Origin of the sequence: Mesorhizobium sp. LjNodule214, assembly GCF_964252735.1 — a bacterium.
Classification (GTDB): Bacteria; Pseudomonadota; Alphaproteobacteria; order Rhizobiales; family Rhizobiaceae; genus Mesorhizobium.
Map to the genome: position 1 here is coordinate 169,440 of NZ_CAXUPE020000001.1, position 24,591 is coordinate 194,030.

The 24,591-nt window shown below is 63.4% G+C and carries 30 protein-coding genes; 18 read left to right on the plus strand and 12 right to left on the minus strand.

All coding sequences use genetic code 11. The annotated features are described in order from the left end of the window. Positions 1–210 precede the first annotated feature (210 nt). A complete protein-coding gene (gene rpoH, locus ACSQ3Z_RS00750) occupies positions 211–1,122 on the plus strand; it encodes an RNA polymerase sigma factor RpoH (protein ID WP_436169518.1) in 912 nt (303 codons plus the stop codon). Between the two features lie 301 nt (positions 1,123–1,423). Here rpoH and ACSQ3Z_RS00755 read toward each other — a convergent pair whose 3' ends face one another. The 3 genes from ACSQ3Z_RS00755 to ACSQ3Z_RS00765 all read right to left on the minus strand — a co-directional run bounded on the left by ACSQ3Z_RS00755 (position 1,424) and on the right by ACSQ3Z_RS00765 (position 2,914). After that, positions 1,424–2,083 carry a peroxiredoxin gene (locus ACSQ3Z_RS00755; RefSeq protein WP_120013472.1) on the minus strand — a complete coding sequence of 220 codons (660 nt, stop codon included), beginning with the start codon at positions 2,081–2,083 and terminating at the stop codon, positions 1,424–1,426. A gap of 188 nt (positions 2,084–2,271) precedes the next feature. Further along, positions 2,272–2,637 carry a cell division protein ZapA gene (locus tag ACSQ3Z_RS00760; protein ID WP_120013473.1) on the minus strand — a complete coding sequence of 122 codons (366 nt, stop codon included), beginning with the start codon at positions 2,635–2,637 and terminating at the stop codon, positions 2,272–2,274. 4 nt (positions 2,638–2,641) lie between these two features. Beyond that, positions 2,642–2,914 (minus strand): DUF4164 domain-containing protein, encoded by a 273-nt coding sequence (locus ACSQ3Z_RS00765; protein WP_006200774.1) that lies wholly within the window; start codon positions 2,912–2,914, stop codon positions 2,642–2,644. Positions 2,915–3,172: 258 nt separating this feature from the next. Here ACSQ3Z_RS00765 and tkt point away from each other — a divergent pair, with 258 nt between their 5' ends. The 7 genes from tkt to ACSQ3Z_RS00800 all read left to right on the plus strand — a co-directional run bounded on the left by tkt (position 3,173) and on the right by ACSQ3Z_RS00800 (position 12,646). Further along, positions 3,173–5,164, plus strand: coding sequence for a transketolase (gene tkt / locus ACSQ3Z_RS00770; protein ID WP_436169519.1), 1,992 nt, complete (start codon positions 3,173–3,175; stop codon positions 5,162–5,164). Positions 5,165–5,318: 154 nt separating this feature from the next. Further along, the gene (gap, locus tag ACSQ3Z_RS00775) at positions 5,319–6,329 is read left to right on the plus strand and encodes a type I glyceraldehyde-3-phosphate dehydrogenase (protein WP_436169520.1); all 1,011 of its coding nucleotides are present in this window, start codon (positions 5,319–5,321) and stop codon (positions 6,327–6,329) included. A gap of 260 nt (positions 6,330–6,589) precedes the next feature. Next, entirely contained in the window at positions 6,590–8,473 is a 1,884-nt protein-coding gene (locus ACSQ3Z_RS00780) for a potassium/proton antiporter (RefSeq protein WP_436169521.1), read from the plus strand. A 104-nt stretch (positions 8,474–8,577) separates the two neighbouring features. Beyond that, positions 8,578–9,774 carry a phosphoglycerate kinase gene (locus tag ACSQ3Z_RS00785; RefSeq protein WP_436169522.1) on the plus strand — a complete coding sequence of 399 codons (1,197 nt, stop codon included), beginning with the start codon at positions 8,578–8,580 and terminating at the stop codon, positions 9,772–9,774. Positions 9,775–9,898: 124 nt separating this feature from the next. Beyond that, positions 9,899–10,924, plus strand: coding sequence for a class I fructose-bisphosphate aldolase (locus ACSQ3Z_RS00790; protein WP_436169523.1), 1,026 nt, complete (start codon positions 9,899–9,901; stop codon positions 10,922–10,924). Positions 10,925–11,089: 165 nt separating this feature from the next. Further along, the gene (locus tag ACSQ3Z_RS00795) at positions 11,090–11,830 is read left to right on the plus strand and encodes a DUF899 domain-containing protein (RefSeq protein WP_436169524.1); all 741 of its coding nucleotides are present in this window, start codon (positions 11,090–11,092) and stop codon (positions 11,828–11,830) included. 84 nt (positions 11,831–11,914) lie between these two features. Further along, positions 11,915–12,646 carry an SGNH/GDSL hydrolase family protein gene (locus tag ACSQ3Z_RS00800; RefSeq protein WP_436169525.1) on the plus strand — a complete coding sequence of 244 codons (732 nt, stop codon included), beginning with the start codon at positions 11,915–11,917 and terminating at the stop codon, positions 12,644–12,646. Positions 12,647–12,656: 10 nt separating this feature from the next. On the opposite strand, the gene ACSQ3Z_RS00805 is transcribed toward ACSQ3Z_RS00800, so the two are convergent. Then, positions 12,657–12,836 carry a hypothetical protein gene (locus ACSQ3Z_RS00805; protein ID WP_436171918.1) on the minus strand — a complete coding sequence of 60 codons (180 nt, stop codon included), beginning with the start codon at positions 12,834–12,836 and terminating at the stop codon, positions 12,657–12,659. A gap of 185 nt (positions 12,837–13,021) precedes the next feature. Between ACSQ3Z_RS00805 and ACSQ3Z_RS00810 the strand changes: the two genes are divergently transcribed. The 4 genes from ACSQ3Z_RS00810 (at position 13,022) to ACSQ3Z_RS00825 (ending at position 14,862) form a co-directional block, all read left to right on the plus strand. Then, a complete protein-coding gene (locus ACSQ3Z_RS00810) occupies positions 13,022–13,189 on the plus strand; it encodes a hypothetical protein (RefSeq protein WP_436169526.1) in 168 nt (55 codons plus the stop codon). A gap of 130 nt (positions 13,190–13,319) precedes the next feature. Then, the gene (locus ACSQ3Z_RS00815; protein WP_436169527.1) at positions 13,320–13,685 is read left to right on the plus strand and encodes a VOC family protein; all 366 of its coding nucleotides are present in this window, start codon (positions 13,320–13,322) and stop codon (positions 13,683–13,685) included. A gap of 204 nt (positions 13,686–13,889) precedes the next feature. Next, on the plus strand, positions 13,890–14,090 hold the full coding sequence (locus ACSQ3Z_RS00820; protein ID WP_436169528.1) for a hypothetical protein: 201 nt from the start codon (positions 13,890–13,892) through the stop codon (positions 14,088–14,090). Between the two features lie 52 nt (positions 14,091–14,142). Next, the gene (locus ACSQ3Z_RS00825; RefSeq protein ID WP_065518138.1) at positions 14,143–14,862 is read left to right on the plus strand and encodes a helix-turn-helix transcriptional regulator; all 720 of its coding nucleotides are present in this window, start codon (positions 14,143–14,145) and stop codon (positions 14,860–14,862) included. 83 nt (positions 14,863–14,945) lie between these two features. Here ACSQ3Z_RS00825 and ACSQ3Z_RS00830 read toward each other — a convergent pair whose 3' ends face one another. The 3 genes from ACSQ3Z_RS00830 to ACSQ3Z_RS00840 form a co-directional block, all read right to left on the minus strand. Continuing rightward, positions 14,946–15,644 (minus strand): DUF1013 domain-containing protein, encoded by a 699-nt coding sequence (locus tag ACSQ3Z_RS00830; RefSeq protein ID WP_436169529.1) that lies wholly within the window; start codon positions 15,642–15,644, stop codon positions 14,946–14,948. A gap of 318 nt (positions 15,645–15,962) precedes the next feature. Then, complete coding sequence (locus ACSQ3Z_RS00835) at positions 15,963–16,103, minus strand: DUF1127 domain-containing protein (RefSeq protein ID WP_436169530.1); 141 nt, start codon at positions 16,101–16,103, stop codon at positions 15,963–15,965. Positions 16,104–16,396: 293 nt separating this feature from the next. Next, positions 16,397–17,407, minus strand: coding sequence for an NAD(P)H-quinone oxidoreductase (locus ACSQ3Z_RS00840; protein WP_436169531.1), 1,011 nt, complete (start codon positions 17,405–17,407; stop codon positions 16,397–16,399). A gap of 113 nt (positions 17,408–17,520) precedes the next feature. Here ACSQ3Z_RS00840 and ACSQ3Z_RS00845 point away from each other — a divergent pair, with 113 nt between their 5' ends. The 3 genes from ACSQ3Z_RS00845 to ACSQ3Z_RS00855 all read left to right on the plus strand — a co-directional run bounded on the left by ACSQ3Z_RS00845 (position 17,521) and on the right by ACSQ3Z_RS00855 (position 19,381). Then, positions 17,521–17,715, plus strand: coding sequence for a DUF1192 domain-containing protein (locus ACSQ3Z_RS00845; RefSeq protein ID WP_436169532.1), 195 nt, complete (start codon positions 17,521–17,523; stop codon positions 17,713–17,715). A 99-nt stretch (positions 17,716–17,814) separates the two neighbouring features. Next, positions 17,815–19,062 (plus strand): MFS transporter, encoded by a 1,248-nt coding sequence (locus ACSQ3Z_RS00850; RefSeq protein WP_436169533.1) that lies wholly within the window; start codon positions 17,815–17,817, stop codon positions 19,060–19,062. 31 nt (positions 19,063–19,093) lie between these two features. Beyond that, positions 19,094–19,381 carry an ArsR/SmtB family transcription factor gene (locus ACSQ3Z_RS00855; protein WP_436169534.1) on the plus strand — a complete coding sequence of 96 codons (288 nt, stop codon included), beginning with the start codon at positions 19,094–19,096 and terminating at the stop codon, positions 19,379–19,381. Positions 19,382–19,420: 39 nt separating this feature from the next. On the opposite strand, the gene ACSQ3Z_RS00860 is transcribed toward ACSQ3Z_RS00855, so the two are convergent. Next, positions 19,421–20,077, minus strand: a complete 657-nt coding sequence (locus tag ACSQ3Z_RS00860) for a glutathione S-transferase family protein (protein WP_436169535.1) — start codon at positions 20,075–20,077, stop codon at positions 19,421–19,423. Positions 20,078–20,167: 90 nt separating this feature from the next. Further along, a complete protein-coding gene (locus ACSQ3Z_RS00865) occupies positions 20,168–21,007 on the minus strand; it encodes an alpha/beta fold hydrolase (RefSeq protein WP_436169536.1) in 840 nt (279 codons plus the stop codon). 98 nt (positions 21,008–21,105) lie between these two features. Here ACSQ3Z_RS00865 and ACSQ3Z_RS00870 point away from each other — a divergent pair, with 98 nt between their 5' ends. The 3 genes from ACSQ3Z_RS00870 (at position 21,106) to ACSQ3Z_RS00880 (ending at position 22,563) form a co-directional block, all read left to right on the plus strand. Continuing rightward, positions 21,106–21,627, plus strand: coding sequence for a winged helix-turn-helix transcriptional regulator (locus tag ACSQ3Z_RS00870; protein WP_436169537.1), 522 nt, complete (start codon positions 21,106–21,108; stop codon positions 21,625–21,627). A 79-nt stretch (positions 21,628–21,706) separates the two neighbouring features. Then, positions 21,707–21,940 (plus strand): hypothetical protein, encoded by a 234-nt coding sequence (locus ACSQ3Z_RS00875; protein WP_436169538.1) that lies wholly within the window; start codon positions 21,707–21,709, stop codon positions 21,938–21,940. 191 nt (positions 21,941–22,131) lie between these two features. Further along, positions 22,132–22,563 carry a GlcG/HbpS family heme-binding protein gene (locus ACSQ3Z_RS00880; RefSeq protein ID WP_436169539.1) on the plus strand — a complete coding sequence of 144 codons (432 nt, stop codon included), beginning with the start codon at positions 22,132–22,134 and terminating at the stop codon, positions 22,561–22,563. Between the two features lie 17 nt (positions 22,564–22,580). On the opposite strand, the gene ACSQ3Z_RS00885 is transcribed toward ACSQ3Z_RS00880, so the two are convergent. The 3 genes from ACSQ3Z_RS00885 to rpmF form a co-directional block, all read right to left on the minus strand. Further along, positions 22,581–22,982, minus strand: a complete 402-nt coding sequence (locus tag ACSQ3Z_RS00885; RefSeq protein WP_120013490.1) for a hypothetical protein — start codon at positions 22,980–22,982, stop codon at positions 22,581–22,583. Between the two features lie 265 nt (positions 22,983–23,247). Next, positions 23,248–24,189, minus strand: coding sequence for a phosphoribosylaminoimidazolesuccinocarboxamide synthase (locus ACSQ3Z_RS00890; RefSeq protein WP_436169540.1), 942 nt, complete (start codon positions 24,187–24,189; stop codon positions 23,248–23,250). A gap of 151 nt (positions 24,190–24,340) precedes the next feature. Then, positions 24,341–24,523 (minus strand): 50S ribosomal protein L32, encoded by a 183-nt coding sequence (gene rpmF, locus ACSQ3Z_RS00895; RefSeq protein WP_006203806.1) that lies wholly within the window; start codon positions 24,521–24,523, stop codon positions 24,341–24,343. Between the last annotated feature and the right edge of the window lie 68 nt (positions 24,524–24,591).

Genomic DNA, 24,591 nt, shown 5'->3' on the forward strand with positions numbered 1-24,591 from the left:
CCCGTCATCAAGACGCTTCAAACCAACCATCAAAAAACCTGACTGGCGTTGTTCACTTTGGCGTGACACACTGTTTCGTGTTGAACAAATGCCTGTCTTTTCTGGTTTTGTTCCTATATACACCAGTTGCCGCGAGCGAGCCTTTTGGTGCTCGCGTCACATGCCCGCCGCGTTTCGGGGGCATCACTCCAATAGAGAGGGGGCGCTACCATGGCCCAGTCACTACCCAGTATCGTTTCCGGCGAAGGCGGCCTCAGCCGCTACCTGGAAGAAATCCGCCGCTTTCCGATGCTTCAGCCGCAGGAAGAGTACATGCTCGCCAAGCGCTACGCCGAGCATGAGGACACAACGGCTGCGCACAAGCTCGTCACCAGCCATTTGAGGCTCGTCGCCAAGATCGCCATGGGCTATCGCGGCTACGGCCTGCCGATCGGCGAGGTGATCTCGGAAGGCAATGTCGGCCTGATGCAGGCCGTCAAGAAATTCGAACCGGAGCGCGGCTTCCGGCTCGCCACCTATGCCATGTGGTGGATCAAGGCCTCGATCCAGGAATACATCCTGCGCTCGTGGAGCCTGGTCAAGATGGGCACCACCGCCAACCAGAAGCGCCTGTTCTTCAACCTGCGCAAGGTGAAGGGCAAGATCCAGGCGCTCGACGATGGCGACCTGAAGCCTGACCAGATCGCCGAGATCGCCACCCGGCTCAACGTCTCCGAAGCGGAAGTGGTGTCGATGAACCGCCGCCTGTCGGGCGACGCCTCGCTCAATGCGCCCATCCGGGCGAGCGAAGGCGAGTCCGGCGAATGGCAGGACTGGCTGGTCGACGACCACGAAAGCCAGGAAGAGATGCTGATCGAGCAGGATGAGCTGGAAAACCGGCGCACCATGCTATCGGGCGCTCTTGCCGTGCTCAACGAACGCGAGCGGCGCATCTTCGAGGCGCGCCGCCTGGCCGAGGAGCCGCTGACGCTTGAAGAGCTGTCGACCGAGTTCGACATCAGCCGCGAACGCGTGCGCCAGATCGAGGTGCGCGCCTTCGAGAAGGTGCAGGATGCGGTCAAGGCCGCCGCCAAGCGCCAGATGCAGGCGCTGCGCACCATCGAGGCACAGCCGGCGGCTTGATAAGCTCGAGGCACTACGCAAAAGACAAAACGGCGGCGCCAGGATCTGGCGCCGCCGTTTCATTTGGTGCCGCTTGTTGCAACACATGCGATTGGCGAAATCGGCGGCACAGCCGTTTCTCCCCGTCCCTATACGGGGAGAAATGCCCGGCAGGGCAATGAGGGGCAGCGCCGAGACTGCGGGTTTGTTCTTCCAGGGCAACAATCGGAACGAGCTGGGGCGCGGTCATCATCGAACGCCGCGCCGCCCCTCATCCGCCTGCCGGCACCTTCTCCCCGTATAGGGACGGGGAGAAGGGAGCTCACGCCGTGGGCTGCTTGGTCTTTCTCAGATAAGGCAAAATGGTGTCGAAGGCGCCGAAGCGCTTGATCGCGTCCTCGTTGGAGACCGCGGCGGTGATGATGACGTCCTCGCCCTGCTTCCAGTTGGCCGGCGTCGCCACCTGATGCTTGGCCGTCAGCTGGATGGAGTCGATGACGCGCAGGATCTCGTCGAAGTTGCGGCCGGTGGTCATCGGATAGGTGAGCACCAGCTTGATCTTCTTGTCCGGGCCGATGACGTAGACCGAACGCACCGTGGCGTTGTCGGCCGGCGTGCGCCCTTCCGAGGTTTCGCCGGCGCCCGCCGGCAGCATCTCGTAAAGCTTGGCGACCTTGAGTTCCTTGTCGCCGATCAGCGGGTATTTCACCACCTGGCCTGTCGCGGTCTTGATGTCGTCCTGCCATTTGTCGTGGCTCGAGACCGGGTCGACCGAAATGCCGATGATCTTGACGTTGCGTTTTTTGAATTCGCCCTCCAGCCCGGCCATGGTGCCGAGCTCGGTCGTGCAGACCGGCGTGAAATTCTTCGGATGGCTGAAAAGCACCGCCCAGCCGTCGCCGATCCATTCGTGGAAGCTGATTGTGCCTTGCGTGGTTTCGGCCGTGAAATCCGGCGCGATATCGTTGATACGAAGACTCATGACGTGTCCCTACCCTTTGACTTTGCCGCCGGCACAGTCAGCCCGCCGGCGCCGCCTGGTCTTCTTAGCACTGTAGGAGCATCCTTAAAACGCTGGCGGACACCGGCGCCGAGACCTATGGCGAATAATTTTCGCCCTTTTCGTGGAAATGCAGCAATTCTTCCGGGACACCCGCAGCCGGGCAGTTCTCAGGCCTTCTTCACCGCCAGGGTAGTGGCCAGATCCTCCATGCGCTGGGCGAGCGCGCCAAGCGCGCTGGTCAGCACGGAATCGCTTTTGTCGGCCTTGGTCAGCGCCTCGTCGCGCGTCTTGCGCAGGGTCAGCACTTCACTCTCCATGCCCTTGACGCGTTTTTGCAGTTCCGAAAGCTCGTCCATGACCATGATACCGGCCATGACGGTCAGCCGCTGGTCGCCGATCTCGCCAAAAGAATCCTTCAGATGCGAAACATAGCGGTCGAAGCGCTCGGCAAGGTCGATCAGGTGCTCTTCCTGGCCCTCGTCGCAGGCCATGCGATACTGCTTGCCGTCGATGGAAACCGTAACCTGTGCCATGGGCCTACCTGTCCAGTACCGCGCGGATGGTTTCCATCGCGGTCACCAGCCGGCGCGACACTTCCTTGTTGGCATCTTCCAGCCGTTCGGCGCGCGCTTCGGAATTGTCGAGTTCCTGCGCCAACCTGGAGCGGTCGGCGTTCATGCGCTGCACCTCGGCCTCGGCTTCCGAATAGTCGCGCTCGTGCTCGAGCTTGGCCGCGACGGCGTTTTCAAGGCCCTCGATGGCTTTACCCAGCCGGGCTATGACTTCCTTGAGCGTCGTTTCCCCGGTCATGGCTTTGTCCTGTACCCTGCCCATCACCGAATCGTTCGCGTTCAGAACGCGTTATGTCGGAAACATTAGGCGCCGTGTGAAGGCGACGTCAACAAAGCTCTCGCGACTGTCCCCTGCTAACGCTAATGTAGAGGGGTTGCGGCATCACAAGCCCGGCAAAAACGCACCGATTTGTTGACTCAAGGGCCGCGCCTGCTATGTGTCGCGCACCCTCTCCAGGCCTCTCCCAAGGCCCCAAACCCCCACCCCGGAGGAAGCATGACCTCGCGTGAACAACATGATCGGATGGCCAACGCGATCCGTTTTCTCTCCATGGACGCCGTCGAGAAGGCAAATTCCGGCCACCCCGGCCTGCCGATGGGCTGCGCCGACATCGCCACCGTGCTGTTCACCCGCTTCCTGAAATTCGACGCCAAGGCTCCGCATTGGGCCGACCGCGACCGCTTCATCCTGTCGGCCGGCCACGGCTCGATGGTGCTCTATTCGCTGCTCCATCTGACCGGCTACGAGGACATGACCCTCGACCAGATCAAGAATTTCCGCCAGCTCGGCTCGAAGACCGCGGGCCACCCTGAATACGGCCACGCCGCCGGCATCGAGACGACCACCGGCCCGCTCGGCCAGGGCCTCGCCAATTCGGTGGGCTTCGCGCTCGGCGAGCGCATCATGAACGCCGCCTTCGGCAACGACCTCGTCGACCACTACACCTATGTGCTGGCCGGTGACGGCTGCCTGATGGAAGGCGTCTCCCAGGAAGCCATCACGCTGGCAGGCCATCTCAAGCTCAACAAGCTGATCGTGTTCTGGGACAACAACAACATCTCCATCGATGGCCCGGTTTCGCTGGCCGACAACACCGACCAGGTCGCGCGCTTCCAGGCCTCCGGCTGGAACGCCAGCCACATCGACGGCCAGGATCCGGAAGCGATCGCCTATGCCATCGAGGCGGCGCGCCATTCCGACAAGCCGACGATGATCGCCTGCAAGACCACCATCGGCTTCGGCGCCCCGACCAAGGCCGGCACCAACAAGGCGCATGGCTCGCCGCTCGGCGCCGAGGAAATCGCCGGCGCCAGGAAATTCTTCGGCTGGGATTCGGCGCCTTTCGAGATTCCGGCCGACATCCTCGACGCATGGCGCGCCGCCGGCAAGGCCGGCGCCAAGGCGCGCAGCGACTGGGAAGGCCGTCTCGTCAAGGCCGACGCCACGCTGCAGGCCGAGTTCGAGCGCCGCATGGCCGGCAAGCTGCCGTCGAATTTCGATGCCGTCATTGCCGACTACAAGAAGAAGCTCTCGGCCGACAAGCCGAAGGTCGCCACCCGTAAATCGTCGGAAATGGCGCTCGAAGTCATCAACGGCGCGGTGCCGGAGACCATCGGCGGCTCCGCCGACCTGACCGGCTCCAACAACACCAAGACCAGCCAGACCAAGAACATCACCCCGGACGATTACGGCCAGCGCTATGTCCACTACGGCATCCGCGAGCATGGCATGGCGGCGGCGCTCAACGGCCTGACGCTGCATGGCGGCTTGATCGCCTATGGCGGCACATTCATGTGCTTTTCCGACTACGCCCGTCCGTCGATGCGCCTTGCCTCGCTGATGGGCATCGGCTCGATCTTCGTCATGACCCATGATTCCATTGGTCTGGGCGAAGACGGCCCGACCCACCAGCCGGTCGAGCATCTGGCGGCACTGCGCGCCATTCCGAACCACAATGTGTTCCGCCCGGCCGACGCGGTCGAAACCGCCGAATGCTGGCAGTTGGCGATCGAGTCGAAAAAGACACCTTCGACGCTGGCGCTGACCCGCCAGAACCTGCCGACGGTGCGCACCGAATACGCCGCCAAGAACCTCAGCAGCCAGGGCGCCTACGAACTGGCCGCAGCCAGCGGCGAAGCCGCGGTGACGATCTTCGCCACCGGTTCCGAGGTCGAGATCGCGCTTGGTGCCCGCGAACTGCTGGAAAAGCACGGTCATCCGACCCGCGTCGTCTCGGTGCCCTGCTTCGAACTGTTCGACCAGCAGAGCGAGGACTACCGCAACAAGACGATCGGCAACGCGCCGGTGAAGATCGCCATCGAGGCCGGCATCCGCCAGGGCTGGGATCATCTCATCGGCACCGACGGCATCTTCATCGGCATGACCGGCTTCGGCGCCTCCGGCACGATCGAACAGCTCTATCCGCATTTTGGCATCACCGCCGATGCGGCCGCGAAGGCGGCGGAAGCCCGCCTGCACGGCAAGTAAGGCATTGCGGGCGGCCCGCGAATTGCTTCATGCGATTTCGCGGGCTGGCCCAACCTAATCGATTTAAATCCACGCCTTGCATGGCTGGATTCTTCGCCCGTCCGCCGCTATGAAGCAGCGGACCCAATTGCCTCCAGCTCCCAGGGAGAGAAAAATGACCGTCAGAGTTGCCATCAACGGATTTGGCCGCATCGGCCGCAACATCCTGCGCGCCATCCATGAATCCGGCCGCAAGGACATCGACGTCGTCGCCGTCAACGACCTCGGCCCGGTCGAGACCAACGCGCATCTGCTGCGCTACGACAGCGTGCATGGCCGCTTCCCGCATGAAGTGTCGGTGTCCGGCGACCAGATCACCGTCGGCAAGGAGACCTTCAAGGTCACGGCGATCAAGGATCCGACGCAGCTGCCGTGGAAGGAACTCGGCATCGACATCGCGCTCGAATGCACCGGCATCTTCACCGCCCGCGACAAGGCCGCCGCGCACCTGACCGCCGGCGCCAAGCGCGTCCTCGTCTCGGCACCGGCCGAAGGCGCCGACCTCACGGTCGTTTACGGCATCAACCACGACAAGCTGACCAAGGACCACATCGTCATCTCCAACGCCTCCTGCACCACCAACTGCCTGGCACCGCTGGCCGCAGTGCTGCACGACGCGGTCGGCATCGAAAAGGGCATGATGACGACGATCCACTCCTACACTGGCGACCAGCCGACGCTGGACACCATGCACAAGGATCTCTACCGCGCCCGCGCCGCAGCCCTCTCACAGATCCCGACCTCAACCGGTGCCGCCAAGGCGATCGGCCTGGTGCTACCTGACCTCAAGGGCAAGCTCGACGGCATCTCGATCCGCGTGCCGACCCCGAACGTCTCGGTCGTCGACCTCAAGTTCATCGCCAAGCGCTCGACCACGGTGCAGGAGATCAACGAAGTGGTGATCGCCGCCTCCAACGGCAAGCTGAAGGGTATTCTCGGCGTCACCCATCACCCGAACGTCTCGATCGACTTCAACCACGACCCGCATTCCTCGGTCATGGCGCTCGACCAGACCAAGGTCATGGACGGCAACTTCGTTTCGGTGCTGTCCTGGTACGACAATGAATGGGGCTTCTCCAACCGCATGGGCGACACCGCCGTCGCCTTCGGCAAGACCATCGCCTAATCGCAGCCTTCTTTTCGAGACCCGAAACGCCCGGCTTTGCCCGGGCGTTTTTCGTTATGCACGACATGATCGCTCCGTCATCCCGGGCGCCGGCGGATATCGGGCAGGGTCTGGCTTTCCCTGGATTGTGGCCGAGGCGCCAAACCATCCGGAAATCAGCGGCATAGGCCAAAAAGCCACCCTCCCGCCTTGCACTGGTCACGTCTTCGCCTCACTCTCCCGTAATTCGGTAAGGACGCGAATGTGAGGGGCAAATTCGGATGGAGCATGCGATCTATCTCGCGACGCTGATCGGCACCGCGCTTGTCGTTGCCGCCGCGTTTTCGAGCCTGATCGCCTTCCGCTTCGGCGCCCCCCTCCTGCTGCTGTTCCTCTGCATCGGCCTGGCCACCGGAACCGATGGCCTTGGCATCGAATTCGACAATGCGCGGCTGGCTTATTTTGCCGGCTCACTGGCGCTCGCCGTCATCCTGTTCGATTCCGGTTTCGGCACGCCGCTCAACGCCTTGCGCCAGGCCGCCGGGCCAGCGCTGTCGCTGGCGACGGTTGGCGTCATCCTGACCACCGGCCTGTTCGGCGCGGCCGCCTATTATTTGCTCGACCTCACCTGGCTGGAATCCTTCCTGCTCGGCGCCGCTGTCGCCTCGACCGATGCGGCTGCGGTGTTCTTCCTGCTGCGCGCCGGCGAGATCAATCTGCGCGAACGCGTGCGTGCTACGCTCGAAGTCGAATCCGGCACCAACGACCCGATCGCCATCTTCCTGACCATCACCTTGGTCGAGATCATCGCCGCCCACGCCAATCCGGAGGCCAATGTCCTGGTCACCAACCTGGTCCTCGGCTTCCTGCTCAATATGGGCCTTGGCGCCGTCGTCGGCGTGCTCGGCGGTCTCGCCATCGTGCGCCTGGTCGACCGGCTCAACCTCGACCATGGCCTGTTGCCGATCTTCGTGCTGACCCTGTCGCTGATGGTGTTCGCCGCCGCCGGTGCCATCGGCGGCTCCGGCTTCCTGGCGGTCTATCTCGCCGGGCTGGTCGCCGGCAATTCCGACATTCGCGCCGTCACCATCCTGAAACGCTTCCAGGACGGCATGTCGTGGCTGGCGCAGATCATCATGTTCCTGATCCTCGGCCTGTTCGCCACGCCGTCGCAATTTCCGGCGATCATGGTTCCGGCGGTGCTGCTCGGCCTGTTCCTGATGTTCGTCGCCAGGCCGATCGCCGTATGGCTCTGCCTGATCCCGTTCCGCCTGCCACGCCCGGAAGTGGCCTTCGTCTCCTGGGTCGGCCTGCGTGGCGCGGTGTCGATCCTTTTAGCCATCACCCCGCTGCTCGGCGGCCTGGAAAACGGCCGCATCATCTTCAACACCGCCTTCATCATCGTGCTGGTGTCGCTTGTCATCCAGGGCTGGACCGTCGGACCGCTGGCGCGCCGCCTCGGCCTGATCGTGCCGGCCCGGCTCGGGCCGCTGGACAAGGTCGAACTTGAACTGCCGGGCTCGGCCCATCACGAACTCCTGGCCTATCGCGTGGCGCCGGGCAGTCCGGTGGCGCGCGGCGAACGCATCCCACGCTGGGCGCGGCCCTCGCTGGTGCTGCGCGACGGCCGCTCGATGCGCTTTCAGGACATGGGCCGGCTGGCTGCCGGCGACCACGTCTACATCTTCGTGCCGGACCGCTACCCGCGCCTGCTCGACAAGCTGTTCGCCAGCCGCGCGGTGGTCGACCCCGAGGATGCCGACTTCTTTGGCGCCTTCGCCGTCGACCCGACGCGTTCGGCCGCGGAGCTGGAAGCCGCCTATGCGCCGGGCCTAACCGAGGCCGAGAGCAAGCTGACCATCGGCGCCCTGGTTACGGAGCGCCTGGGCAGCCATGCCGAATATGCCGACCGTGTCCTGCTCGGTCCGATCGAGCTGATCGTGCGCGACGTCGACGACAAGGGCAAGATCACAGGCCTCGGCCTGTCCTTCGAACCGACCGCACCGGTGGCGCGCGTGCCGGTGTTCCTGAGCGCCGGCGAAATCCGCGACCGCCTCGCCGCCTTCATCCGCAAATGGCGCAAGCCGGCCGAAGTGCCTGCCGCCGAGTTTCAGGCGGAGGAAGCACCGGGGCCGGCGGATGAGAAAGCCGCCAGCGAAAGCTGATCTTTCGCGGCGACATCATTTTTGCGCGCGCGCCTTCACGCGGGCCTTGCATCGTCGTCGGTGCGGGGTATGGTCCCGGCGATTTTTCGCGAAAAGGGATCAGCATGGCCGGCTTCAAGACACTGGACGACATCGGCAACATCTCCGGCAAGCGCGTGCTGGTGCGCGTCGACCTCAACGTGCCTGTCGCCGACGGTAAGGTCACCGACGTCACCCGCATCGAGCGCATCGCCCCGACCCTGGCCGAATTGTCCGGCAAGGGCGCCAAGGTCATCCTGCTTGCCCATTTCGGCCGTCCCAAGGACGGCCCGACCCCGGAATTTTCGCTGGAGCCGATCGCCAAGGCGACGGCGGATGTGCTCGGCCGGCCGGTCGGCTTTGCGTCCGACTGCGTCGGCGACACCGCGGCAAGCGCCGTTGCCGCCATGAACAAGGGCGATGTGCTGCTCTTGGAAAACACCCGCTTCTACAAGGCCGAGGAGAAGAACGACGCGGCCTTCACCGAAAAGCTCGCCGCCAATGGCGACATCTTCGTCAACGACGCCTTCTCCGCCGCGCACCGTGCCCATTCATCGACCGAAGGACTGGCGCACCTGTTGCCGGCCCATGCCGGCCGCACCATGCAGGCCGAGCTCGACGCGCTGGAAAAGGGCCTCGGCAATCCGGTCCGCCCGGTGGTCGCTATCGTCGGCGGCGCCAAGGTCTCGACCAAGATCGACCTTTTGATGAATTTGGTGAAGAGGGTCGACGCGCTGGTCATCGGCGGCGGCATGGCCAACACCTTCCTTGCCGCGCGCGGCACGGCGGTCGGAAAATCGCTGTGCGAGCATGACCTCGCCACCACCGCCAAGCAGATCATGATCGAAGCTGCCGAAGCAGGCTGCGCCATCATCCTGCCGGTTGACGGCGTTATCGCCCGGGAATTCAAGGCAGGCGCCGCCAGCGAGACCGTCGCCATATCGGAGGTGCCGGCCGACGGCATGATCCTCGATGTCGGCGAAAAGACCGTGAAAGCCGTCGCCGACTGGATCGACCGCGCCGCGACGCTGGTCTGGAACGGTCCGCTCGGCGCCTTCGAGATCGCGCCTTTCGATCATGCGACGGTGGCGGCGGCCAAGCACGCGGCGGCCCGCACCAAGGCCGGCAAGCTGGTCTCTGTCGCCGGTGGCGGCGACACGGTGGCCGCGTTGAACCATGCCGGCGTCGCCGACGACTTCACCTATGTCTCGACCGCCGGAGGCGCCTTCCTCGAATGGATGGAAGGCAAGCCGCTGCCCGGCGTTGAGGTTCTGAAGCGCTAAGCCGATCAACACTCGGCGAGCCAGTCCGGCAGCGCGACTTTCAATCGATTTTCGCGCTTTCCGGCATCATTCCTTGGCGGTAGTGTTCCGTGAACGCGGAAACCACCGTCAGGAGGAAGCAAGAATGAGCGAACGTCTCGAAGACATTGCCGCCGCGATCGTCGCAGACGGCAAGGGCCTCTTGGCCGCCGATGAAAGCTCCGGCACCATCAAGAAGCGTTTCGACGTCATCGGCGTCGAATCGACCGCCGACAGCCGCCGCGATTACCGCGAGATGATGTTCCGCGCCAAGGACGCGATGACGAAGTACATTTCCGGCGTCATCCTCTATGACGAAACCATCCGCCAGAAGGCGGCCGACGGCACGCCGCTGGTCGACATCATCAAGGCCTCGGGCGCCATCCCCGGCATCAAGGTCGATGCTGGCGCCAAGCCGCTGGCCGGTTTTCCCGGCGACACCATCACCGAAGGTCTCGACGGCCTGCGCGAGCGGCTCGCCGACTACTACAAGATGGGCGCGCGCTTCGCCAAATGGCGCGCGGTGATCGACATCGACGTCGGCAAGGGCGTGCCTTCCGCCACCTCGATCGACTCCAACGCCCATGCGCTGGCCCGCTACGCGGCACTTTGCCAGGAGGCCGGCATCGTGCCGATCGTTGAGCCGGAGGTGCTGATGGACGGCGCCCACGACATCGACACCTGCTACGAGATCAGCAAGGCGACGCTGACAAAACTTTACACCGAGCTCTATGCGGCCCGCGTCGTCCTCGAAGGCACCATCCTCAAGCCCAACATGGTTCTGGCCGGCAAGAAGTCGGGCAAGGTAAGCAGCCCCGAGGAAGTCGCCGAACGGACCATAAAGCTGTTCCGCGAGACGGTACCGTCGGCGGTGCCGGGCATAGCCTTCCTCTCCGGCGGACAATCGGACGAGGAGGCCACCGCCAACCTAAACGCCATCAACGCCATCGGTCCGCACCCGTGGAAACTGACCTTCTCCTACGGCCGCGCCTTGCAGGCCGCCCCGCAGAAGGCCTGGAGCGGCAAGGCGGAAAATGTTGCCGCCGGCCAAGCCGCCTTTGCCCATCGCGCGCGCATGAACCATCTGGCAGCGCTCGGACAATGGCAGCCCGCGCTGGAAAAGGCCGCCTGACCACACCTCTCCTGTCTTGATCCGGACCCGGGCCGCGTGCCCGGGTTTTGTTTGCCCAATGGTTTGGCCGAACCGCCCGCACCTCTGTGTCCTCTTGGAAAACTGGCGGTCATGTCGGTTTGCGCCGGTGCCGAACGTCCTTGGAGGGAAGACAGGGAGTGGTTCATGCCAAACAACAAGATCGTTTCGCGGGAAGACTGGTTCGAGGCGCATAAGGCGCATCTGGCGCGCGAAAAGGAACTGACACGCTTTCGCGACCGCATCGCCGCCGAGCGGCGGCAATTGCCTTGGCTGAAGCTCAGGAAGGACTACGTCTTCGAGACCGAACAAGGCCCGAAGAAACTGGCCGACCTGTTCGCGGGCAACAGCCAGTTGATCGTGTATCATTTCATGTTCGGGCCGGGCGCCGATTGCCGCTGCGAAGGCTGCTCGTTCCTCGCCGACCACATCGACGGCGCCAACCTGCATCTCAAACATCACGACGTGTCGCTGATCGTGGTGTCGCGGGCGCCGCTGGCCGAGCTGCTGCCCTACAAGCAGCGCATGGGCTGGAAGTTCGACTGGGTTTCGTCCTACGCCTCGGACTTCAATTTCGACATGCAGGTCTCCTTCACCGACAAGCAGATCGCGGCCGGCGACACCACCTACAATTTCGAGACGCGTCCCCGGAAATCGAAGGATCTTCCCGGCGCCAGCGTGTTCTACCGCGATGCGGCCGGCGACATCTTCCTGACCTTCATGACACGCGCCCGCGGCGGCGACCCGCTGATCGGCGCCTACCACTATCTCGATATGACGCCCAAGGGCCGCAACGAGACTGGCCCCTATAACGGGCTGATGGACTGGGTGCGGCTGCATGACGAATACCAGGAGAGGCCGCAGGCTGAGTGCGATTGCTGCCGCTGACGAGAGCGGCAGCCGCGCAAGCCCGTTCACCTGCGGCGCCGCATGCGATAAAGGCTGGTTGTCGTCCGCTCGAATGGTATCGCCATGCGTTTTCCAGCCCTCCTCACCTGGCTCGCCTTCCCGGTCTATATCTGGCAGGGGCTCGGCGTGCGCCGCCGCACCACCCGCATGCTGCCGGCGCAAGGCCCGGTCATGCACGAGATATCAGGCAGGGCGCCTCCGATCTCGCTGCTGGTGCTGGGCGATTCCTCGGCCGCTTCGGTCGGCATCGGCAATTCCGAGGACGGGCTTGCCGCGCAACTGGCCGCGCTGATCTCGCAAGGCACTGGCCGTGTCGTGCGCTGGCGGGCAGCCGGCTTCAATTCGGCAACGTCAGGCCAGATCCGCGATCATGTCCTGCCCAATCTGTCGGCCGATTCGTGGACGCATATCGTGTTGGCCATCGGCACCAACGACACCAAGAACTTTCATTCGGTGCCGCGCTTCAAGAAAGAATTCGGCGGCCTGCTCTATGCGCTGCGCGCCAAATGGCCGGAGGCGCGCGTGGTGTGGTCGCCGGTGCTGGAATTCACGCGCGCGCCGGCCATGCCGCCACTGCTCGGCAAGATCCTCGAAATCCGCGCCACCGAGATGAACCGGATGGGCGAGCGCCTTTGCCTCGAGCGCGGTGCAGTGCCGGCGCCGCGGCTGCCGATCACAAACCCCGAGGCCGGCTTTGCCTCCGACGGATTTCATGCCTCGGAGGCCGGTTATCGCGCCTGGGCCGAGCATCTGGTCGGCCTGGTGTTGGCGGATGGGCAAGGCGAGGCGCCGTAGCGGCTGCGCCCTACCCCCAATGGCCGAGCAGCGCCGTTATCGAGATCGCCGCCATGGCCAGCACCGCCAGCTTCCAGAAATCGCTGCGCCGCCTCAGCCCCGGCCAGCCGAGCGGCTTGATCAGCTGGATGACCATCATGCCAATGATGACGAGGGCGAGGAGTTTCGACATGCTGCCTTTGACCAGCATCGCGCTCGGCTGTCAAAGCAGTTCTCTCATCATCTCAGCCGGCTGAGCCGTTACTGACAAAGGCCCGTTTCCCGGGCAACCGCACGCTAACCCAAAGCCTTCTTCAGCGGCCTGACATCCTCCTGACAGACTGCTGTCAGCAGGGGTGTGCGATGATGCTCTCATCAAAACAGAGGAGGCTAGTCATGAACGGTTTTACGATTTTGCGCAGCATGCAGCACTATGTCGGCAAGATCCGCACGCTGCGCAACGAGATCCGCACACAGCGTTACATGAACGGGTTGCCGGCGGACATCCGCAAGGACATCGGCTGGCCGGACATGTATGCCAACGGCCGCCACATCGATAGCTGAATATTTTTACGCGCCGCGCTTGGATGCCGAGGGTGTGGCGCTCAGATGTGAGTGGCGCGACTGCTGAAGGCTCCTGACAGCATGTTGTCAGGAGCGGCGTGCGATAAAGCGGCAAGTTCAGGAGAAAGACATGGCATTCATCCCTGCAAAAGCCTCGGCCTGGTTCGAGATTCCCGTCACTGACATGGACCGCGCCCGCGCCTTCTATGCGTCGGTGCTGCAGAACGATCTGGTGCTTGAGGAGAGCGGCCCGAACCCAATCGCCATGTTCAGCGCGCAGGAACGGATGGCGTCTGGGCACGTCTATCCGGGAAAACCGGCAGCGCCGGGAACCGGCCCGACCATCCATTTGTCGGTGGCCGCGCCGATCGAGGAAGCCATGGAACGGGTGACGCAAAATGGCGGCAAGCTGGTTTCACCGGCCATCTCCATTCCGGCCGGCACATTCGCCTATTGCCTCGACCCCGACGGCAACAGCTTCGGTCTTTTCGTCTAGGGTCCAGGATGGTGAAAAGCTGGAACGATAGGCTGAACACAGCGGGCATCAACGGCATCAAGCCGTCGCCGCGCACTGTGGCCGACGTCGTAGAAGGCCAGTCGATGCTGGTGCCGACGGCGCGCCAGGTCGACGATTTCATCCGCTCCATCCCCAAGGGCGTCGAAATGGATGTCCGCGCCTTGCGCACCGCTTTAGGCCGAAGTGACATGTCCCGTCACCATCGGCTATCATCTGCGCACCGTCGCCGAGGCCGCCAATGAAGATCTCGAGCGCGGCATGTCGCTGAGCGACGTCGCACCCTTCTGGCGGGTGATCGACGCCAGGACGCCGACAGTGAGGAAATTGTCCTTCGGCGCGGAGTTCGTCGCCGCGCAGCGCAAGCGCGAAGGGCTGAAACCGTAATGTATGTCGCCCGACCACGACATGCATAAAGACAACGCCGAGGGACCATACGATGCGCCGTGCCGACAGGCTCTTCCAGATCGTGCAACATCTGCGCGGTGGCCGTTTGGTCACCGCCCAGAAGTTGGGCACGTGGCTCGAGGTTTCCGAGCGAACCATCTACCGCGACATCGCCGATTTGCAGTCGACCGGGGTGCCGATCGACGGCGAGGCGGGCGTTGGCTACATGATGAGGGAGGGTTTCGACCTTCCGCCGCTGATGTTCACGCGTGACGAGATCGTGGCGCTGGTCGCCGGCGCCCGCATGGTGCGCGCCTTTGGCGGCGCCGCCATGGCCAGGGCCGCCGACGAGGCGCTGGTCAAGATCGGCGCCGTGCTGCCCGACGCCGAGAAGGACCGCATCGCCCGCACCGAGATCCACACGCCGATGTGGGTGGTGAGCGATGCCGCACGCGAGGCGATCGACCTGATCGAGCGTGCCGTCGAGAAACGTCAGGTGCTGACCATCGACTATTCGGACGAGGCCGGCCGCGGCACCGCGCGCGACATCCGGCCGCTCGGCCTTTGGTTCTGGGGTAAAGTGTGGACGCTGGTCGCCTGGTGCGAGATGCGCGACGATTTCCGCGCCTTCCGCATCGACCGTATCGCTTCGGTGGTGATCGCCGGCCGCATCTTCAAGCCGGAGCGCGGCAAGCAGCTCGCCGACTTCTACCGCGCTGTGGAGCGCAGCGAGGATTACGGCATGACCCCGGACCGGGCGGCGCGAAGCTGAGGCCATGAGAAACAAAAAAGCCCGCTCGAAAGCGGGCTTTTTTGATGAAAGTTGCGGGCCGCTGCCCGATAGCGGACGTTGGCCTATTCGTCGTCCGCCTCCTCGTCCTTGTCTTTCGACTTCAAGGCCGAAAGCTTGGCGAAGACGGCGTTGGCGTCGAGCTCGGCATCCTCGTCCTTCGGCTTCTCCGGCGCCGGCACCAGCCGTTCGGTCAGCGCCGCCGGCAGCAGCGTATCGCCGACAGGCTGCGCCTGCTCGCGGCCGCGCGAGGCGCGGTTGACTTCCATGTCGAGGTCGATCTGCGAGGCCAGACCCAGCGTCACCGGGTCCATCGGCTGCAGATTGGCCGAATTCCAATGCTTGCGCTCGCGGATCTGGTCGATCGTCGACTTGGTGGTGCCGACGAGGCGCGAAATCTGCGCATCCTTCAGCTCCGGATGGTTGCGCACCAGCCAGAGGATGGCATTCGGCCGGTCTTGGCGCTTCGACAGCGGCGTGTAGCGCGGACCCTTGCGCTTCGATTCCGGTACCCGCACCTTGGGGTCGGAGAGCTTCAGCCGATGGTTCGGATCCTTCTCGGCGCGCGCGATCTCGTCGCGGGTCAGCTGGCCGGTCATGATCGGGTCCATGCCCTTGATGCCTTGCGCCGATTCGCCATCGGCAATCGCCTTGACCTCGAGCGGGTGCAGCCCGCAGAACTGCGCGATCTGCTCGAAGGAGAGCGCGGTGTTGTCGACCAGCCAGACGGCGGTCGCCTTGGGCATCAGCAGCGTATTGGCCATTTCAAAAATCCTTCTCGTTCGCCCGCGTTCCCGCGCGGGCGGTGGTTTTAGAGCCACCAAAATGGGAAATTCGCGGTCTGTATAACCGCTCCGCTGCCATTTCGCAATGTTTTTGGGAAAGTCGCGGCAAGAGCGGCGACAGAGTATGGGAACGGCCGATCAGCAATCGGCGAGCGGTGCCGCCGCAACAGACGGGCCACAAAGACAAAACCCGCCGGACATTGTCCAGCGGGCTCGGAACCGGCGACGCAAAACTGTCAGCGGCGGCTCTGGCTTCTTGCGGCGGGGTCCGGCCTTTCGGGCCGGACCTGCCGGAAATCAAATCGCCTGGCGGGCGATCCTCTCGATGTCGGCGCGGTTGATGCCGAGGTCGTGCAGCTGACGGGCGTTGAGCTTGTTCAGCTCGCGCACGGTCTCGTTGTACATGCGCCAGTTACGGTAAGCGCGGATCGGGTTCATGGTAGTCCTCCATTTGTTGGATCAATTGTTTCGATGCCGCTTAGATAGGCATCGTTGCCCAAGAAATGAACGGACGCTTTTGCATGGCCGCAATGCAATTGTGCATTGCAGCATTAAGCCTTTGTTCAGATGCAGCAGGCGACGACCGCACCCAGGATGTGCCGAGACCAGGTCAGGCCGAGCCGAGAATGGTGGCTTGCGAGAACCGGAGCGGAGCGTACTTATGTACGTGAGCACCGGAAGCGCAGGAAGCCGCCATTCGCAGGCCGGCATCACCTGAATATCGATGCATCCTAGGCTACGTCGAGCACGATCTTGCCGATATGCTCGCCCTCCTCCATCCGCTCATGCGCCCGCCAGGCATCGGTAAGCGGGAAGATCATGTCCATGACCGGCGCTATCCTGCGGCTGCCAAGCAGCGGCCACACCTGCGCTTCGAGTGCGGCCGCAATTGCCGCCTTGAATTCGACGGTGCGTGGCCTGAGCGTCGAGCCGGTATGGGTGAGCCGCTTGACCATGATCTTGGAGAAATCGGCGCTCGCCACGGCACCGCTTTGCAGGGCGATCTGCACGATGCGGCCTTCTATCGCCGCCGCCTCGTAGTTGCGCGCGATGTAGTCGCCGCCGACCATGTCGAGGATGACATTGGCACCCTTGCCGGCGGTCGCGTCCTTGACCGCGGCGACGAAATCCTCCTCGCGGTAATTGATTGCCCGGTCGGCGCCGAGCTTCAGGCAGGCGTCACATTTTTCCTTGGCTCCGGCGGTGGTGATGACATAGGCGCCGAAGGCGGATGCCAGTTGGATCGCCGTGGTGCCGATGCCTGACGAGCCACCATGGACGAGCAACGTCTCGCCGCTTTTCAGGCCGCCGCGCTCGAAGACATTGTGCCAGACGGTGAAATAGTTCTCCGGCACCGCTGCCGCCTCGGTGTGGGTGAAGCCGGCCGGCAGCGGCAGCACGCTGCCGGCATGCACCTTGACATATTCGGCATAGCCGCCGCCGGGCGTCAGCGCGCAGACCCGGTCGCCGATGCGCCAGCGCGATATCTCGTCGCCAAGGGCCGCCACTTCGCCCGACGCTTCGAGGCCCGGCAGGTCGGACGCGCCGGGCGGCGGCGGATAGGCGCCCTTGCGCTGCTGCACGTCGGGCCGGTTGACGCCGGCGGCGCGTACCCGGATCAGGATCTCGCCCGGACCGGGCATGGGTACGTCGCGGGTTTCCGGCTTCAACACCCGTGGGCCGCCGGGTTCGGAAATTGCGATGGCCGTCATCTTCGCCGGAATTTTCTGTCCGCTCGCCATGAACTGTCCCATCTTGTCTATGCCGCTCTGTCGCCGGCTGTTTGCATCAGCACCCCTGCCCTATGTATGCTGATTGCCAAATCAGGCAAATGCTGAATCAGGGAGGAGCGACGATGGCGATCTTCGACGACGAACCCAAAAAGAAGGCCCGTCCGCACGAGATCGGACAGGATCTGGTGCTGCTTTCGGTCGGCGAACTCACCGAGCGGATCGGCATCCTGCGCGACGAGATTGCCCGGCTGGAAGCCGAGCTCAAGAGCAAGGGCACGACCAAATCCGCCGCCGAGGCGCTGTTTCGTCGTGGATGATTTCCACCGATAGGTCTTCGGGGCGCCGCGCGCGCCGCTGAAAAGCCCGAATGCCACTGTCTTCAGAGCTGCGCACCGCAATTCCAGCCGGATCAAAACATGTTTGCAACCTACAGGCCGATCCTTTCGCTGCTTCGCGGCACCGCCTTCCTGCTCGCGGCCTCCGGACTGCACGGGCTGCTTCTGCCGCTGCGCGGCCAGGTGGAAGGGTTTTCAACGGCATCGCTCGGCCTGATGGGAACGGCCTGGGCAGGTGGCTTCGTCACCGGCTGTTTCTTTGCGCCGCGCATCGTGCGCCGCGCCGGCCATGTCAGGGCCTTCGGCGCCTTTGCCGCGTCGGGCGCCATCGTCGCCCTGCTCACCGGCCTCGTCATCGACGAATATATCTGGATCCTGCTGCGCGCCTTCACCGGCTTCACCATGGCCGGCGCCTTCATGGTCATCGAAAGCTGGCTGAACGAGAAGGCCACCAACGAGAACCGCGGCACCGTTTTCGGTCTCTATATGATGGTCACCTATGCCTCGATCATGGGCGGCCAGATGATCGTTGCAGGCGGCGACGTGAAGTCGGCCTCGCTGTTCATGATCACCGGCATATTGTTCTGCCTGTCGCTGATCCCGACCGCCGTCTCGTCGGCTTCGCACCCCAAGCCGCTGCAGGACGTCAAGCTCGACGTCAAGGGGCTCTATGCCAATTCGCCGGTATCGGCGATCGCTTGCCTTTTGATCGGCATCGCCAATGGCGCCTGGGGCACGCTCGGCGCCGTCTACGGCGCCCGCATCGGCATTTCCACGGCCGAGATCGCGCTGATGATGAGTCTCGTGGTCGTTGCCGGCGCCGCCATGCAGCTTCCGGCCGGGCGTCTGTCCGACAAGACCGACCGCCGTTTCGTGCTGGCCGGTGCCGCCTTCGGGGCGGCATTGTTCGCCATCCTGATCTTCCTGTTCGAACCGCGCTCCAGCCTGTTCGTCATTGTCTTCACCGCCGCCTATGGCGCATTCGCCTATACGCTCTATTCGATCGCCGTGGCGCATGCCAACGACCACGCGCGCGCCGAGGATTTCGTCAAGGTCTCCGGCGGTCTGCTGTTGCTCTATGGCTTCGGCACAATGATCGGGCCGTTGCTGGCGGCCGGCTTGATGGGCTGGATGCGTCCCGAGGGATTGTTTCTTGCAACAGCATTCGCGCATCTTTGCCTGGCCGCCTACACCCTGCTGCGCATCAGCCGCCGCGCTCCGGTGCCGATCGAAGATCGCGACGCGTTCACGACGCAGCCGGCCGACCGCTCGGTCACGCCGGAAGCCTTGCGGCTCGATCCACGCAGAAAGAATGAAACCAACGGTTGAGATTCCGGCAACTTTGCCCCACAAATAAGGCATGATCTTTTCCGACGCCTTCATGGCGATCGCCGATCCGAACCGGCGCTACCTTCTCGAAGAGCTCCGGCGCGGCCCGAAGACCGTCAACGAACTCGCTGCCGGGCTGCCAGTGTCGCGCCCGGCGGTTTCGCAGCATTTGAAGGTGCTGCTCGATGCCGGCCTGGTCAATGCCAAGGCCGAAGGCACCAGACGCGTCTATGCGGTGAGCAGTGCCGGCTTCCTCAAATTGAACGTCTGGCTCGACCAGTTCTGGGAAGCCGGGGAGCTTGGGTCGCCTGGAAGCTGATTGCATCGCCGGCCAGGTTTCGGCGGCCGGCGATCGGCGCTAGCCGTTGTTATAGGGAAACAGCTTGAAATAGGGTTGCGCTTCCTCGATCACGCGGGCGACCGACGGGCGCGCCAGCAGGCGGTCGTGGTAGCGCCTCACCGCCGGGTAGCTGTCGCCGAGCGGCTCGACCTTGTTGGCGTAGAACAAGGCCGGCGCCGCGGCGCAGTCGGCCATGGTGAAGGCTTCGCCCACCGCCCAGGTCCGCGATTGCATCTCCCCTTCGATGATGGCGTAGGAGCCGCGCAGCTGGGCACGTGCCTGCTCGACGCCGAACGGATCGGTCTTGCCTTCCGGCCGCAGGCGGTCGCCGACGATCTTCTGCATCGGCTCCTGCACATAGAAATCGTAGAAGCGGTCGGTCAGGCGAACCTGACGGGCGAGATCGATATCGCCCGGGATCAGCTCGACCGGTCCAGGGTAGTGTGCGTTGAGATATTCGATGACGATGGTCGATTCCGGCACCGTATGGCCAAGCGCCTCGTCGCGCAGCACCGGCATCTTGCCGGCCGGCGACAACTTCAGGAAGGCGGCACGCGACTGCTCGTTGCCGAGATCGACGATGACGGAGCCGAACGGTGTGTCGTTCTCGTAAAGCGCGATGAGCGGCTTCCAGCAGAAGGACGCCAGCGGGTGGAGGTGCATGGTCAAGGACATTGTCTGCTCGCTTCTTTCTTCGGCCATCGATTTCAACAGTGAGCCACGTGCTTATCTATTGCCGCAAGTCCAACCTGACAGGACCCGCACTCAGCCTGCCTGGCTATGCGCTGCGATGGCGGCGACGATCTCCGGCCAGTCGTCGGGATGCAACTCGTGGCCACCGCCTTCGATCCGCAGCAGCTTCGCGCCGGCAACCGCCTCGGCAAGCGCGGCGCCATGCAAGACCGGAAAGATCGGATCCGCCGTGCCGTGGATGACAAGGAGCGGAGCCTTCATGTCGTGCAGGCGGCCTTTCCAATCCTCGTCGCCACCTTTGAGCATGAAGTGATTGGTCGCGCTCAAAAGGCCGCCGGAGCGGTCGTAGTCCTGCTCGACGAATGCCCTTGTCCGCTTTTCGTCGAACGGATGCGCAATACCGGCGATGGCGCGCGCATCGCTGACCACGAAGCCGACCACCTGGTCGCGGTCGGCCCAATCGACCTTCGCGCCTTCGGCCGAGTGCTCCCGATAGGCATCGGTCATCCCCGGCAGATGGGACGTGTCCACTCCCATCGGCGAACTGCTGATGATCGTGAGCGTCGCGACGCGCGATGGGTGCTTCAGCGCGACAAGCTGCGCGATCATGCCGCCCATCGACATGCCAACCACATGCGCTCTCTCGACACCATGATCGTTGAGCACGCGGATGGCGTCGTCGGCCATGTCGTCGAATGTGTAGGGCGGCTCGCCCGGCGCATATTTGGTCGACCGGCCAGTGTCGCGATTATCGAAGCGGATCACGAAGCGGCCCTCGCCGGCCAGCTTCCGGCAGAACGCCTCCGGCCACCATAACATCGAGGCCATGGCACCCATGATCAGCAGCACCGCAGGATGCGCCGGATCGCCAAATGTCTGGGAGACGATTTTGGGTTGCTCGTTCCTGCTCATGTTCTCCTCCTCGCATTCAAATCCGATTGCATTTTGCAATCAGTTGCACGATAATAAAACTGATAAGATAATGCAACCAGTTTTTACTGGAGAATCGCATGAACACCAATCATCGGTCCGGATGCCCGATCAACCTGTCGCTCGAAGTGTTCGGTGACCGCTGGAGCCTGATCATCCTGCGCGACATGATCTTCGGTGGCAGGCGCCATTTTCGCGAACTGCTTAACGGGTCGATCGAGGGCATCGCCTCCAACATCCTTGCCGATAGGCTGAAGCGGCTGATGGAATTGGGCATGCTGACCAAGGCCGACGATCCCTCTCACAAGCAGAAGGCGATCTACAGCCTGACCGAAATGGCGATCTCGCTGGTGCCGATCCTGGCGCATCTCGGCGCCTGGGGCCGTGTCTGGCTGCCGGTCAGCGAGGAACTCTCGATCCGCGCCGAACTTCTGGAAAAGGGCGGTCCGCCAATGTGGGAGCAGTTCATGGACGATTTGCGCCACGAGCATCTGGGCGCGCCCGCCCGCGCATCGGCCCCCACCGTCCGCGCAATCCTGCAGGCCGGCTACGAGGCGGTGGTCGCGCGCAAGGCGCACGGTGCCGTGCGCGACCCGGCCTGACCAACTTATTTTCCCAATTACGGGCCGGCTCTGCTATCAAGGGCCTGAAAACAATAATTTATGGGATTGGACAACGCTCTTGGTCGAGAACTCTAAGGATACTGCCCGCGCACGGGCAGATTTGCGTTTCAAGAAGCAGGAAGAGGCAGCCTCGGTGCGCCAGAAGGCGATGGCTGAGTATGTCGCAGAAAGCGACGCCCGCCAGGCCAAGACCAACAAGCTGAGGGCGCTGCGTCTCGCCAAGGAGGCCGAAGACCTTGCTAATGCGGCCGCTGCTCCCGCTAAGAAGCCGGCGCGGGCCAAGAAAAAATAGCCTTCTTCACCAGCAGTCTGGAAGCGACCGCACGGCAACGCCATATCGCGCCGGTGCCGGGTCGCTGGCTCGTTCTATAGTGGCCCTCGCCTTCCATTTCGCCTTTTCACGCGAAGCAATTTCAACCGCAATCGGGATTTCGCATCTCCTGCGGCCGGTCGATGATTGACGCGTTTCAACAGGAGACTGCCATGACCGCACTGCCGCTCGCCAAAGCCATTGAGATCATCGACGCCGCCTTCGCCAAGGGTGCCGAGCTCAAGCTCAAGCCGCTGGGTGTGTCGGTTCTCGATGCCGGTGCCCATCTTGTCGCCTTCCAGCGCCAGGACGGCGCCTCGTTCCTGCGTCCGCAAATGTCGGCCGGCAAGGCCTATGGCGCACTGGCGATCGGCATGGGCTCGCGCCGCGTCGAGGCCTTCGCCAAGGAACGGCCGCATCTCGTCGCCGGCATCTCCGACGTATCGGGCGGTCGCGTGCTGCCTGTCGTCGGCGGCGTGCTGATCCGCGACAATTCAGGCACCGTCATCGGCGCGGTCGGCATTTCCGGCGACACATCGGACAACGATGAGGCAGCCGCAATCGCCGGCATCGAAGCGGCCGGCTTCACCGCCGATCCCGGCTGAAGCGCCGGAGCCTGCTTCTAGTTGAGATTGATGTCCCGGCTTGCCGAGCGCATCGACACAGAGAAGCCGGCCAGCACGTCGAACAGCGCAATCACCATCAGCGTGAAGAAGACGGAGTGCGCCGCGCCCTTCACCAGCAGGAACTCGACCAGGAACGCCACGAAGACCAGCGTGGACAAGAGATGATCCAGGATCGAGGCATTCGTCGTGCGAACCGACTTCACCATTTCGGCGAACAGGAAGACCAGCGCGATCAGCACCATCAGATCGCCAAGCGTCATCGAGAATACCCCGCCCGACATCATGCCGATCGAGAACATCTCGGTCGCCCACGGGTCGTCGCCGCTGCCGAAGATCCCGAGAAGCCCGAGATTGTAGAGCACGAAGGGCACGATCAGCAGCGGAATGGCACCGAACATTACGGGTCTCCGGTTGGTGCGTGTCGCCCAAAGGCGGGCTTCGGACAACGATACGCACGGAAACAACAGTCGAGGTGCGCCGCACAGTGCCGCTCAGATACGACGCGCTCTGGTCTCTCACTAGCAGCGCCCGGGCCATTGTCGTCAAGATTTTTCGCGCGCGCAGCGAACACGGACAAAGACCGCCCGAAACAACGGCGTCAGCAGCAACTGGGCTACCACGTTGCGGTTCGACGAGCGGACCCGAAGGGGGCTCGCTTGGTCGTTAAAAATAACGCTCAAGGTTCGAGCGGATGCGATCCAACACGGTGTGGCCGGAAGTGTCGGGAAGGAATTTCTTGCCCGTGATTGCCTCATAGGCCTGCGCGTAGACGCGCGAAGCCTGGTCGACCACCTCGTCCGGTATCGTCGGTATCGGATCCCTGTAAGGATCGCACCGCGCCGAGACCCACGACCTGATGAAATCCTTGTCGAAGCTCTCCGGCCGCTTGCCGCTTTCGAAGGCCTCTTCGTAGCTCGCCGCGATCCAGTACCGGCTGCTGTCCGGCGTATGGATTTCGTCGGCAAGGATTATGGTGCCGTTCTTGTCGGCGCCGAATTCGTATTTCGTATCGGCGAGGATCAGGCCGCGTTCGGCGGCGCGCGCCTGGCCCCTGGCGAACAGCTGCAAGGCGTAGTTCGATACGGTATCCCACTGCGCCTCTGTGAGAAGGCCCTGTTCGATGATTTCGGCCTTGGACAGAGGCTCATCATGAGCACCGTCCAAAGCCTTGCTCGTCGGCGTGATGATCGGCCCGGCCAGTTTTTCATTGTCGCGCAAGCCATCCGGCAGGCTGATCCCATAAAGGTCCCGCTCGCCCTTCCGGTACTTGGTCAATATCGAGGTGCTGGTGGTTCCCGCCAGATAGCCGCGCACGACGATCTCGACCGGCAGGATATCGAGCCGGGTGCCAACGACGACGTTTGGGTCGGGGTATTCCAGAACATGGTTCGGGCAGATATCGGCGGTTTCCTCGAACCAGTAGCGGGCCGTCTGGGTCAGGATCTCTCCCTTGAACGGGATCGAGGTCAGGATGATGTCGAAGGCGCTGAGCCGGTCGGTGGCGATAATGATGCGCCTGCCGTCCGGCAGGTCGTAGTTCTCGCGGACCTTGCCCCTGTAGTGGCCCGGCAATTCGGGAATGAAGGCATCGGACAGAGTGCGCATTGGATCTCCTGCCTTCCGAAAATTGGTGGATGCCAACGCATAGGCCCTCGACCCTCAGCATATCAAGCAGGAAGGAAGGGCTTGCCCGACAATGCAAAAAGACCGGCCATTGGCCGGTCTTTTGGGTAGGCGCAAAACCGAGAAAAGCTTCTCAGCTTTCCTTCGGCTCCAGAACCTGGCGGCCGCGATACATGCCGGTCTTCAGGTCGATATGGTGCGGACGGCGCATTTCGCCGGAATTCTTGTCCTCGACATAGGTCGGGGCCTTGAGGGCGTCGGCCGAGCGGCGCATGCCGCGCTTGGACGGGGAGGTTTTTCGTTTCGGAACGGCCATGGATATGCTCCACTAGATGGTCAAAATGCCCCGGCTGCCCTCGTAAAAGGGCCGCGTCAGGGGCCGGA